This is a genomic window from Fibrobacter sp. UWOV1 (genome assembly GCF_900142495.1).
In the GTDB taxonomy this organism is placed as follows: Bacteria; Fibrobacterota; Fibrobacteria; order Fibrobacterales; family Fibrobacteraceae; genus Fibrobacter.
In genome coordinates this window covers 172755-185412 of sequence record NZ_FRBA01000002.1, presented here as the reverse complement: position 1 = coordinate 185412, position 12658 = coordinate 172755, and the positions used below count along the sequence as shown (strand labels likewise).

Annotated in this window: 5 protein-coding genes; 1 reads left to right on the top strand and 4 read right to left on the bottom strand. The window is 53.6% G+C overall.

Annotation, left to right across the window (positions count from 1 at the left end; translation table 11 throughout):
* Nucleotides 1–2 precede the first annotated feature (2 nt).
* Nucleotides 3–1529, top strand: coding sequence for a PHB depolymerase family esterase (locus tag BUC02_RS04500; RefSeq protein WP_073319260.1), 1527 nt, complete (start codon nucleotides 3–5; stop codon nucleotides 1527–1529).
* Between the two features lie 124 nt (nucleotides 1530–1653).
* Here the strand turns inward: BUC02_RS04500 and BUC02_RS04495 are convergent, their stop codons facing one another.
* The 4 genes from BUC02_RS04495 to BUC02_RS04480 all read right to left on the bottom strand — a co-directional run bounded on the left by BUC02_RS04495 (nucleotide 1654) and on the right by BUC02_RS04480 (nucleotide 12650).
* On the bottom strand, nucleotides 1654–3585 hold the full coding sequence (locus BUC02_RS04495) for a carbohydrate-binding protein (RefSeq protein ID WP_083564418.1): 1932 nt from the start codon (nucleotides 3583–3585) through the stop codon (nucleotides 1654–1656).
* Nucleotides 3586–3902: 317 nt separating this feature from the next.
* Entirely contained in the window at nucleotides 3903–7391 is a 3489-nt protein-coding gene (locus BUC02_RS04490) for a beta-galactosidase, LacZ type (RefSeq protein WP_073319258.1), read from the bottom strand.
* 104 nt (nucleotides 7392–7495) lie between these two features.
* Nucleotides 7496–9559, bottom strand: a complete 2064-nt coding sequence (locus BUC02_RS04485) for a family 43 glycosylhydrolase (protein WP_254794098.1) — start codon at nucleotides 9557–9559, stop codon at nucleotides 7496–7498.
* Nucleotides 9560–9671: 112 nt separating this feature from the next.
* Nucleotides 9672–12650 carry a glycosyl hydrolase family 95 catalytic domain-containing protein gene (locus BUC02_RS04480; RefSeq protein ID WP_083564388.1) on the bottom strand — a complete coding sequence of 993 codons (2979 nt, stop codon included), beginning with the start codon at nucleotides 12648–12650 and terminating at the stop codon, nucleotides 9672–9674.
* Nucleotides 12651–12658 lie beyond the last annotated feature (8 nt).

Here is a 12658-nt window from a genome sequence, read left to right as displayed (position 1 = left end):
TTATGCGTAACCCCAAATTCGCAAGTATCGCTAGCCTGGCACTGTTCGGCTTGTTCAGCAGCCAGGCTTTTGCCTGGAGCATTGACGGCGTGGTCAAATCCAAGGTTTCCGGCCGTTTGCTCGGCGGTGTAAAAATCAACACATTCAACTTCGGAGGGTACGAAACAACCTCCGGAGAAGATGGCACATTCCGCCTCAGCAGCGATGACAACACGGGCATTTTCGCCAACGCCTACACCGCAAATGTCGCCCTCCACATGGAAGGCAACATGCTCACCATTTATAACGCGGATGCACGTTCTCTCAGCGTGTCCGTGATCAACTCCCTTGGCAAGGTTCTCAAGAAAAGCAACATCGAAAACGTCCAGGGAATCGTCTCCCTCAACTTGGGCAAGCTTGCAAAAGGCGCGAAGTTCATCCGCGTCAGTGCAGACAACCGCAACAGCACCTTTATGTTGACCGACAAGGGTGCAGTCAAAGCTCTCAAGAAAGAAGGCGACCTGTTGCCGATGCTCCAGTTCGCGCTGGATGGTTATGCCAACTTTGTCTACCAAATGCAGAGCGAAACCGAGACCGGCGTGACCATCGAAATGGTAAGGCCCTCTGCCGACGCTTCTTCCAGCTCTGAAGCTGTTGAACCACCGAAATCTTCTAGCTCTCAACAGGTTGAACCGCCGAAATCTTCCAGCAGCGCCGGCAGCGACGAACCTATCGTAGTCGATTGCTCCGGCAAGACTGCAAAGGTCGGAGATAAGCAAAACATGTCCGTGACCGTCGATGGCAAGCAGCGCACCTTTATTATGCACATTCCGAGTGCCTACAAGGGCGACAAGCCCGTACCGCTCGTTATTGACTACCACCCGATTGGCGGTTCCGGCAATGGCGAATTCGGAAGTTCTCCGTACAAGGCCAAGACTGACCCCGAAGGCGTAATCACGCTTTACCCGGACGGCACTAGCAAACCGGGTGGAATGGGTAACGGCTGGAACGTCGGTCCGTGCTGCTCCAACGATGACGACGTCAAGTTCTCTTACGCAATGATTGACAAGCTCAAAGAAATCGCCTGTATCGACCCGCAGCGTATCTACGCAACCGGTTTCTCGATGGGTGGCGGTATGAGCAACCACGTGGCTTGCATGATGTCCGACGTCTTTGCAGCAGTCGCTCCGGCAGCTATGGACTTGAACAAGACCAATAGCGCCGCTTGCAAGATGTCACGTCCGATTTCTGTCATCAACTTCCGCGGTACGAATGACCCGGTCTGCAAATATCAGGGCGGCGATAGCGGATTCAACGACGGCCTGAACTTCCTCGGCGCCGAAGGCACCTTCAGGTTCTGGGCCGAAAAGAACGGCTGTACTGGCGCTCCGACCAAGAACGCCAATGGTTGCGACGAATACTCCAACTGCCAGGATGGCACGAAGGTTGTTCTCTGCACCAAGCAGGGCGGCGGCCACGACTACGGTGACGCAAGCATCGGCTGGCCGTTCCTGAAGCAGTTCACGCTCCCGGCAAGCTTCGTGAAGTAAGTTCTCTCTCACAAACGAATCTTAGTACTCCTAAGAATACCTCCTAAAAACCAACCAAAGAACCCCTCGCTTGCGCGGGGGGTTCTTTTGGTTGCATGGAGTCATGAAGTTTTGAAGGCGGCACTTAGCGCACTTGGATGCGCTGGGTGCGGCCGGCGGCGGTGCGGACGAGGTAGACACCGCTAGCGTAGCCGGCTTGCTTGAGCGAAGCGGCGAGCGATTCTGTAGCGGTGGCGCCGATGTCGGCACGGCCGAGGAACTTACCTGTCGCGCTGAAGACGTCAAAGGTTGCGCTTGCTCGCTGGAGGGCGGGAGCGGTCGCAAAGCGCGTCGTGGTTTGCGACGGGTCCACGAATTCGAGCCAGTCGAGGTTCACGTAGTTACCCACAATTTCGAGCTTGAGCACGTGTTCGCCTTCGGTAAGGTTCACTTTGCCTGCTTCGTATGTCGAATAGGTTTCCCAGTCGGCACCTTGCGGCACGATGATGTTATCTGTAACCGCATTACCGTCGACATAGAGTTTGAAGCCTACATTTTCAGACGATGTGGCGTAGCTTGCGTTAAGATTGTATTCGCCCGACTTGGCAACTTTCACCGTGTATTCGAGCCATTCGCCTTCTTGCGTGTAACCGATGGCGTAGCCATTGCCTGCTTTAACGATATCCACAGCGTCGTCGCGGTATTCACCACCCTTGTTGTCGTCATCTTTGTCGAGGTAGGCCTTGCCCGAACCGCCCACATCGTAATTTTCGACTTCGATCTTGCCCGGGATTGCGGCGGCGACATCCTTATAAGGCGCCTGAGGAATGATCGGTGTAATGTACACGCGATAGCCGTACTTGGTATTCGTGATATTCACCGGCACCGTAATCTTGCCGTCGCTCACGTCATATTCCTTGTCGGACACCAGGTTCGTCGAGGGTACGGCCTTGTCCTTGTTTTCCCAGACCACGTATTCCACCGTCACATTCACCTTGTTGCCGAATGCCGAAGGAATGCCCGAAATATTCACATTGATATCGCCCTTGGTGTTACCGCCGAGCACAATGCTTGCAAAGCCTTTCTTCTTGTCAAGAGCAGCAAAGCCGTCGACTCCATCGCTCTTGTCGTTAGGAGGCACAACCTTTGCCATATAGCCGCTCATGTCGCCATACCACTTGTACAGCCACCAGCCGCCACCGCGTTCGTTATCCTTGGTGAGCAGGCTACCCAAGCGACCCGGAAGCGGTACGAACCACCAAGAAATCATGGCGCTTTCGACACCGTGACGTTCGAATTTAGCGATAAAGGGAATAGACAGGCCCGGGCAACCTTCTTCGCTGTGTTCGGTCGAAGAATATTCGTTGATGCTCAGCGGGCGCGGCTTGACGTTGTATTTCTTTTCGAGGTTACGGTAAGTTTCGACAGAACCCACGAAGCCACCGCTACCCCACTGGTGCCAGCTGACCACGTCGGGCATGCAGTTGTTCTGCGAACAGTACTTCACGAATTCTTCCATCTTGGAACCATGATAGAAGGAGTACGACGGGCCAATGATTTTGGCACCGGGGTCCATCTGGCGGATCAAATCGTAAGTCTGTTTCCAGAGACCGGAATTGAAGTCAATGCTCGATTTCCAGGTATCGTTCGGTTCGTTCCAAATTTCGTAACCGTCAAAGTTCTTGTTGTTCGATTTGAGCTTGTCGTTGATGACCGACTTCACTTCGTTTTTCCAGTGATCCATGTTCTGGAACTTGTACGGCCAGCCCGGCAAAACGTCGGCCAAGCGAATCTGGATTTTGGCACCAATGCTTTCGACACGCGGAGCCACAAGGAACGCACCACCGATAGGCTGCTGGCGACCGCTACCGCTGCGCGCCGGCGAAAGGAAAACGTTCGGCTTCAGGGGCGCAACGTCCTTCTCGATATTGCTCGGAAGCGTCTCGGTCAAGCCATAAAGCGAACCGGTCGCCACATGGGTCACCGGCTTGATGCTGTCGCCCAAGCTTACATTCAGGTTTACCGCGGCACAAATGCACGACGGCAAAATAAACGGGAGGAGTACTCGAAACTTCATAATGACCATCCTTTTCAACCAATTTAAAGATATCCAAAAAAAGCCCAAATTGCGTACTTCTTCAAAAAACACTTTTGCAAAAATTTCAATCACCAAAAGTTCACAAAAAGGCCCGAAAAAGTCAGATTTCTTGCCGAGTGGAGGCAACTGGCATTAGCCAGTTGTCGGAACGAAGGACGAACAATGACTAACTAATCCTTTTGGAGCTCTCATAAGTCATTGTTCGTGTTCATGAGAAACGTCCCGGAATTTCTTCCGGGACGTTCATTGCATGGGGTGTGGAGGTTCGGGGTCCCGGATCAAGTCCAGGATGACAATTACTTTACGTTAATGCGGTAAGCCGTACCCGTCTTAGTTTTCACCAAGTAAGTACCCGAGCGCTTGACCGCGGCCGTTGTCTTGGCCTGCAAATCTTCGATACCAACTGTGCTAAATTTAGCAACAAGTCGGCCCTGCATGTCAAACACGCTATAGTCGCGAACGGCATTATTTGCCATTTTTACGCCACTCGGCAGAATCGGGGTCCGACCTTCGGTTTCCTCATTGGCTTCTTCGGTAATATCCTTGTCCGGCTGGTTTTCGTAAATCTTCTTGATTTCAGTTTCGCCGTACTTAGCCGGGGCGATTTCCTTGTTCCAGCCGAAGTTGCGGAATCCGAGCAGCGAGTATTCGGTCGGGTCGTTCAACTTTTTGCGGATCGGAGCCAGGCGGAAGGTGTGAGAATATTCGCGGTTAGCCTTGAGCAGGTACGCATCGAGCGGCTGGGCACCCCAGGAATTGATACCGCCAACGCCCATCTGGTGCAAGTCTACGCGGAGCGTAATGTCCTTGTCGCGCTTGAGTTCCCACGGGAGCTTTACGTTGGAAAGCTGTTCCGGAGTGTAATGCTGGGCGCTGAATTCCATGCGCGGGTTACCCACAATCATCAGGCCCTTGCCGTCGTTGTTGGTGAGCGTTGCCCACTTGACGTCGGTGCGCTGGCCGGTTTCGCCGATTTCCATGTACTTGATTGTCATAGAATCGGCGAGCGTAGAATAGAGACCCATGAAGCTTCCGCGGTTACGGCCCATGTAGTTTTCGTCGGGGCCGCGACCAAACCAGCGGACCTTTTCGTAGCCACCCGGCACGGTAAAGATTGTACCCACGTTCGGCAAGTAGCTCTTGGAACCATCGGGGTTGAGCGTGTAGCTGACCACGATATCGCCGCTACCGTACACGTAGTAAGTCATCTTCATCTTGGTGCTGCCCACGTCGGGGAACGTGAAGTTGAAGGTCACCTGGGTTTCTTGCTGAGACACTTCCTTGACTTCGGAGGTCACGTTGCGCTTCTGGCTTGCCTTGCGCCATTCGCCATGCCCCTTTTCCATGTTGAAGCCCTTGTCGTTGTCGATCGGGGCGCGCCAGAAGTTCGGAATGCCGCCGTTCTTGATAATGGTATCGTTACCGAGCACGTAGCTTGCAAGCGTGCCGTTCTTTTCGTCGAAGCGGATCTTGAAATCTTTGCCCTCGATTTCGAGACCGTTGGTTTTGTTCACCTTGTAAGTCGGCAAGGTGCTGATATCGATTTCAGTAGACCAGAGCTGGCCCAAATCGATGCCGAACTGTTCGTGGGCAATGCTATAACCGGCCTTAGCCCAGAGTTCATCGTTCTTGAGGCGGAAATCGAGATCCAAGAAGTACTCGGCACCAACTGTGGTTTCGATTTTCGGCATGTCAATCGTGATTTCTTTCTTCTGGTTCGGGCCAACGTTCATCTGCGAACCGTTCAGCTTGCCTTCCTTGATGACCTTGCCGTTTTCCTTGATAGACCAGTAGCCATCGAGGAAGTCGCCCAGGTTCTTGTAGAGGTAGCGGCTTTCGATCTGAATCTTGCCCTTGGCGGCGTCAACGTTCTTGACGCGGACCTGAGCATACTGATACTTGACTTCCCAAATTTCGGGCTGCAAGGCGCGATCGGGGAATACGAGGCCGTTCGCGCAGAAGTTGTCGTCGTTCTGCCAGTCGCCCCACATGCCGCCGAATTCAAAGTACGGCGTACCCTTGTGGCGAAGTCCCTGGTCAATGAAGTCCCAAATAAAGCCACCGAAGCTGCGCGGGTTAGCGTAGAAGGCGTCCATGTATTCTTGCAGATCGCCCACGGAGTTACCCATGGCGTGTTCGTATTCGCAAAGCATAATTGGCTTGTTGGCGTCGTTGTAGTTACGCACGGCGTCCGGGCCAAAGTACATCCAGCTGTTCACATCGGCGTTGTTCCAGTCGCCTTCGTAATGCACAAAGCGGGTGGAGTCAATCTGGTGGGCACGTTCGCGTTCAGAGGCGAACACGTTACCGTTACCGGCTTCGTTACCCAATGACCACAAGATAATACTCGGGTGGTTCTTGTCGCGCTGCACCATGGAATTCATACGGTCCACAGCGGGGGCACGCCAGTCGTCGCTATTCTTGGGCAAGCTGTTATTTGCACCATGACTTTCGACGTTTGCTTCGTCAATCACGTAAATGCCGTACTTGTCGCAAAGATCGTACATGTAGGGGTTATTCGGATAGTGCGACATACGCAGCGCGTTAATGTTGAAACGCTTCATGAGAATCACGTCTTTTTCCATGCGATCGTATGTAACCGCGCGGCCATTATCCGGGTCGAGTTCATGGCGGTCAACACCATGGAATTTTACCGGCATGCCGTTCACGTACAAGCGCGGAACACCGTTATCCTTCTTGATTTCGATTTTGCGGAAACCGATCTTGTTGCTTTCAACCTGAATCACCTTGCCGCTAGCATCTTTAATGGCAAGCACGGCCGTATAAAGGTTCGGCGTTTCGGCAGACCAGCGATCCGGCTTGGTAATCGGCAATTCAAAGTGTACGCTCTTTTCGCCCTTCGAACCAATGCCCGAAACCTTCTGTGCCGACGGGGAAATCACTTCGGTACCTTTGTCGTTGTACAGAGAAAGTTCCACAGTGAATTCGCTGGAAGCCGAGCCCGTAGAATTGTAAATCCAGGCGGTCGTCTTCAGCAAGCCATCGGTATAGTTGTTGGTGAGCGTCGCATCGATCTGAAAGTCCTGAATATGCACTTCGGGAACGGCATACAGGTACACATCGCGGAAAATACCGGCAAGACGAATGAAGTCCTGGTCTTCGAGCCAAGAGCCGTCGCACCAGCGGAACACCTGAACAGAAACGTTGTTTTCGCCTTTACGCAAGTACTTGTTGATATCGAATTCATGGTCGGTAAAGGAGTCTTCGGCATAACCGACATAGTTGCCGTTCACCCAAACGTAGTAGGCAGATTCCACACCTTCAAAGTGCAGGCGAATGCGTTTGCCGCTCCACTTTTCGGGAATGGTGAAGTTACGGCGGTAATGGCCCACCGGGTTAAAGTTGGTCGGCGCGCCCGGAGCAGACACGTTGTTGTTCTGCGCCCACGGGTAAACCACGTTGGTGTAAATCGGGTGGTCGTAACCAAACAGCTGCCAAGACGACGGCACCGGAATTTCGTTCCAGCCAGACACATCGTAGTTGTCTTTGTAAAAGTCGTTATTGCGTTGGGCGGGCTTTTCGACATGATAGAATTTCCACTTACCCGAAAGTGTCTGATACCACTCAGAAGCGTGACGGTCACCCTTCACGGCCTCTTCGACCGTAGAATACGGCATAGACGTGACGTGCGGCGTTAGCGCATTCACCGCGAAAATACGCGGCTTGCCGTTCCATTCATCGTTGGGCTGAGCAATTGCCGTAGTTGCAAACGTAGCGCACAACGACGCGCACGTTACGGCAGACGAAACCAAGAAGTTTTTCATAAGAAACCTCACTTAAAAATCCACACCAATCAAAAAATATCTTTTATACAACAAAAAAGAACTCCCTTTTAGAGAGTTCTCATTGACATTTTATCAAAGGGGTGCTAGCGGACTTGTACGCGGAGGGTCTTGTTCAGGCCCGCGGCACGCAAGATGTACATACCGCTTGCGAACCCAGCATTCTTAAGGGTTGCAGCCATATTCGCACCGGATTCTACGCGACCAAGGAACTTGCCGGTGGCGCCGAACACGTTGTAAGACGCTGTCTGCGGGGCAAGCTTTACGTTCTTCGCAATAGAAGTCGTGGTGTCGTTCGGGTCGGTAAACTGGAGCCAGTCCACATTCAGGTAGGCACCTGTAATCAGGAGTTTGAGCACGTGTTCGCCCTTCTTGAGATCCACGGAGCCCACGTCTATTACCTTGTATGTAGTCCATACACTGTCAACCTTCGGAGCAACAACCGATTCCGTGATTTCCTTGTCGTCAATGAACAGCTGCATTGCAGAAGTTTCGAAGGCGGTCGCCACATTCGCCGTAATGTCGTACTTGGCATCCGCCGTGACATTGATGGTGTACTCCACCCATTCGCCATCGTTCGTGTAACCGATAGCATAGCCCGCACAGGCGGCATCGCCGCACTTGGAATCGCTAATGTCTACAACGTCGACTTCGTCCTCGCGGTAGGCCTTGCCCTGGTTTTCGCGGTCGTTGTCGTAGAAGGCCTTATTGTGGCCGCCCACGTCGTAATTTTCGGCTTCGATCTTGCCCGGAATCTTTGCAGCCACTTCCTTGTAAGGAGTCTGCGGCACAGCGGTCTTTTCGCTTTCCATGTACCAGTAGTCAAAATCGAACCCGCCTTGCTTTACCACGAAGAACAAGTCATCGACGCCTGCGGCATCAGTCAAGTCGAACGAATTTTCTTGCCAGGCAGAACTAGACGGAATATTCATTGTAGCAAGGAGCGCACCGTTTTCGGAACCGGCATGGAGTTCAAGCTTACCGCCGTTGCCCCTAGTGCAAACGATAATGCGATCGGCACCGTCGCCCATGTCAACAGAGCGTACCTTGGTATAGAAGCTGTTACCCATATTGGTCAGGTAAACCGCACCGTTTTGAGCCTTCACGTGTTCGATGATGGTGTAGCCGCCCGACGTATTGACAGTCATGCCGCCCACCCAGGCCTTGGTTTCGGCTTCCACGCGCACGAACGGGTCAAGGTTCTTGATGGGCTTCACGACGCCATTGTTGGTGGCGCGGATCGTGGGAATGGTACCGTCGGCATTCCAGGTGAATTCCTCGATGGCGGTAGAACGGCTGTAGCCGCCGCCCTTCACGTTCTTCTGGTTGTGGTAGAAGAAGAAACTGCGGCCCTTAAAGTCGACAATTCCGGAGTGGACGGTGAACGCGGCACCCGGTTCGTTTTTCGGCATAATGACGCCCTTATAGGTCCAGGGGCCCGTCGGGGAATCGCTCCAGGAATAGTCAATGGATTCTGGAATGCCGCCGGCGGCGTAAATCATGTAATATTTTTTGCCGCGCTTGTGAATCCATGGGCCTTCGGTATACTTGCCGTTAAAGGTACTCATGTCGGAGACCTTGATTTCGCTTGCGCATTCAATCATGTTCTCCTTGAGGGGGCAATAATAGAGCTTCGGGTTACCCCAGTAGAGCCATGCCTGGCCATCGTCGTCAATAAATACGGTGGGGTCGATGTAGTCCCAGTTGGGGCCCGCCAGGTGCTTGCCGTTCAGGGCATCCTTGAAGGGGCCTTCTTTCTTGTCGGACACGGCCACGTTGACGGCGCGACCGCCGCGGGTGGATTCCACGGTCACATAATAATAGTACTTGTCGTTGCGGCGAATGCATTGAGATGCCCAGTCGCCGTTTTTCTTGGCAGAACCGTTGAAGTCACCCGCTTCCAAAATGAGGGTATTCATGTCGGTCCAGTTCACCATATCCGTGGTGCAGGAGACACGCCAGCCGTGCATCGTGAAGAAGCTACCGCCCTCGTCGTTGCCGGAATAGGTGCAAAGCGTATCGCCGAACACGACAGGCGCCGGGTCCGGAGAATAATAGGTCTGGATAAGCGGGTTTTCGGCCATGGCCTGCGTGCAAAGCCCGAAACCAACCAAGGCGACAGCCGCCTTAATGTTCTTCACAAACATCATAATTCATCCCTTTACGCCCCCACTGGAGCGATTTTCTTTACTCACCCCTCTAAAATTAGCCCCAAAAAAGGCCAAAATTCCACGCGAAAAGGCAATTCGCGTGGACAAGTTATCAATATGCCTTGATTTTGAGCGTTTTTTGCAGGTTACCGCTCTTGACAACCGCAATGTATGTTCCTTGCAGCAGGCGGCCATTCTTGCCGAATTCCACCAGGGAATTACCGCTACCCTGCCGTTTGGCCACCATGTTGCCGTTGGCTGTATACAGGCGGACCTCGAAATCGCCATCGGCATTCACCATCAGGGCCACCGAGGCGCGGGCCATAGACACTTGGCGAACCGAGAGTGCGCTTGCCGCGCGGACCACTGTCGGAATCGCTGTCGGGTCGCTTTCGAAGCTGTACCAGTCTACGTTCATCAGGTAATCGGACATGCCGGAGTAAGTGAACTTAAGTTTCTGTTCACCCTTCGGCAAATCGATCGCGGTCGAAGTTTCGTACCAGTCGTTCCAATCCTCGGTCTTAGCCGGGTCCACCGTAAGTGTCGCCAGCGCCTTACCTGTAGAATCAGCAACGGTAATCGTCGACTTTTCTTCGGCGCCAGAGGCTACGCGGGCGGTAAGCTTGTAAGAGCCAGCCGTCGGAACCTTCACCAGGTATTCGCTGTAGTCGCCATCGTTAATCCAGCCGAGGTTCGGTTCGCCTTCTTCGTCGGGTTCAATCTGCACGCCTTCCATGGCAACGTAGCTTTCAGCCTGAATCTTGCCCGGAATCGTCACCGGTTCATACGGCTGATTCGTGAGCTTGAGGTTGCCGTCGAATTCGTAAACTTTGCCCGGCACCGTCGTCGTGGTGAACTTGTTAGAACCATTCACAATGTTCAGCGTCTGGCCCACATCGGACTTGATGGCCACATAAGTGAGCTTGCCACCCTTCCAGGCCATGGAATCGATTTCGAAACCGCCGCGGGCGCGAATCCCCTTGATGCTACCGTCTTTCCACTGCGAAGGAAGTGCCGGCAACAGGTTGATCCTGTTGTTGTGGCTCTGCATGAGCATCTCGTTCACGCCCGAGACCGCACCGAAATTACCGTCAATCTGGAACGGCGGGTGGGAATCGAACAAATTATTATAAGTCTTGTTCGGCGTCAGCAGCATGCGAATCATCGTGTAGGCGTGATCGCCATCGTGCATGCGGGCCCAGAAATTGATTTTCCAAGCAAGCGACCAGCCGGTCGCATCGTCGCCGCGCTGCTTGAGCGTAACGCCTGCACCCTTGATCAAGTCGGGAGTTTCTTCGGGCGTAATCTGCGCGCTCGGGAAAAGGCCGTACAGGTGCGAAATATGGCGATTCTTGTTATTCGGGTCATCCCAATCCTGCAGCCATTCCGTAATCTGGCCGTACTTACCCGTCTTTGTAGGCGGGAGCCGCTTTACCACCGCTTCCATCTTGGCGCGGGCCTCTTCGTCGACGCCCAGAATCTTGGACGCCTCAATGGTGTAATTCAGCACGTCGCGAATAATCTGGTTGTCCATGGTCGGGCCAAAGCAGACATTGTAGCCGCCGTGATCGTTTTCCGGAGAATCACTCGGAGCAGTCACCAAGTACTTGTTGCCGGTTTCGGGCTCTTCAACCAAGCTATTCACGAAGAAGAGCGCCGCCCCCTTCATGGTCGAATAAACGTCTTGCAAATACGCCTTGTCAGTCGGGTTGAATAAGAAATGTTCCCACAAGTGCGTGCTGAGCCAGCCGGCACCCGTCGGCCACAAGCCCCACGCGCCATCGATCGGAGCGGTACGGTTCCAGAGGTCGGTATTGTGGTGTTCCACCCAGCCTTCGTCTACGCCCCAGTGCACCTTGGCAGTCTTTTCGCCCTGCGGCACCATACTCTTGATTTTGTCAATGAGCGGCCATACGCATTCGCCGAGGTTCGCCGTCTCTACCGGCCAGTAGTTCATTTCGAGGTTAATGTTCGTGGTGTATTTACTGCCCCAAACCGGGTTCGTGTCCTTGTTCCAAATGCCCTGCAAGTTGGCGGGCTGGCCACCCTTGCGCGAGCTCGAAATCAACAAGTAACGGCCGAACTGGTAATGCAGTTCCACCAAGGAGGGGTCATTCGTGGAATTGAAATTCTTGACGCGAGTGCTGGTAATGTCGCCTGCGCTCTTGTCGGGTTCGCCCAAGTTCAAAGAGACGCGATTGAAAATCGTCTGGTAATCCTTGAGGTGCGCGCTGAGCAAGTCGTCGTAAGACTTTTTTGCGACCTTCGACATAATCTCGGTTGCGATTGCACCCGGGTTGCCCGAGACATCGTTATAAGACTTGAAGTTCGTAGCCGTGGTAAGCACAAGCATTGCAGAATTTGCGCCCTGCACGTTGATTTTGCCGTTCGCGACCGAAACTGTGCCGCCGTCAGCTACCACGTTCAGGCGATTTTGGAACTTGATGGAATTCACCGTCACGTCGTAAACGAGCGTATTGCCGCTGCTGGACATGCTGTTGCTACGGTGCGGAGTCGTCATGGTGGCGCCAAAGCTCACCGAGCCGCTTTTATCGGCCGTGAGGTGCACCACGATCACATGGTCCGGGTAGCTTGCAAAATATTCGCGGGTGTAGTTGACGCCGCCTGCCGTATACGTCGTTTTTGCGATAGCTGTTTTGAGGTCGAGTTCGCGGCGGTAATTGGTAGCGCCCGAATGCGACGTGGTAATCACCAGATCGCCCACCGGCTGAAAGCTTGCCGGGCCTGGGCCAATCATATAGTTAGACACGATAGATTCCGCCGTGCGGTAATCGCCGCGGAACATGGCATCGCGCGCGTCTTTCAAGTGGCTTGCCGCCCCCTGCTTGTTGTTGTCGCCCGGGCCACCCGACCACACGGTACTTTCGTTCAGGCCGATAATGTCTTTTGCAACGCCACCGTAGACAATGCCGCCCATGTAGCCGTTGCCAATGGGCAAAGCGTCGGTAAACGAGGTACCCGCATCGCTATTGTACCACAATTTGAGGGGATTTTCGGCAGCGAAAGCCACAGGTGCAAACACCGTCGCCGCACACGCCAAAGTACCAAACACTAAGCCCAGCGTTCTCATAAGAACTC

Coding starts and splice junctions, on each gene's coding strand:
- BUC02_RS04500 (WP_073319260.1), top strand. CDS start 3: ATGCGTAACCCCAAATTCGCAAGTATCGCTAGCCTGGCACTGTTCGGC.
- BUC02_RS04495 (WP_083564418.1), bottom strand. CDS start 3,585: ATGAAGTTTCGAGTACTCCTCCCGTTTATTTTGCCGTCGTGCATTTGT.
- BUC02_RS04490 (WP_073319258.1), bottom strand. CDS start 7,391: ATGAAAAACTTCTTGGTTTCGTCTGCCGTAACGTGCGCGTCGTTGTGC.
- BUC02_RS04485 (WP_254794098.1), bottom strand. CDS start 9,559: ATGATGTTTGTGAAGAACATTAAGGCGGCTGTCGCCTTGGTTGGTTTC.
- BUC02_RS04480 (WP_083564388.1), bottom strand. CDS start 12,650: ATGAGAACGCTGGGCTTAGTGTTTGGTACTTTGGCGTGTGCGGCGACG.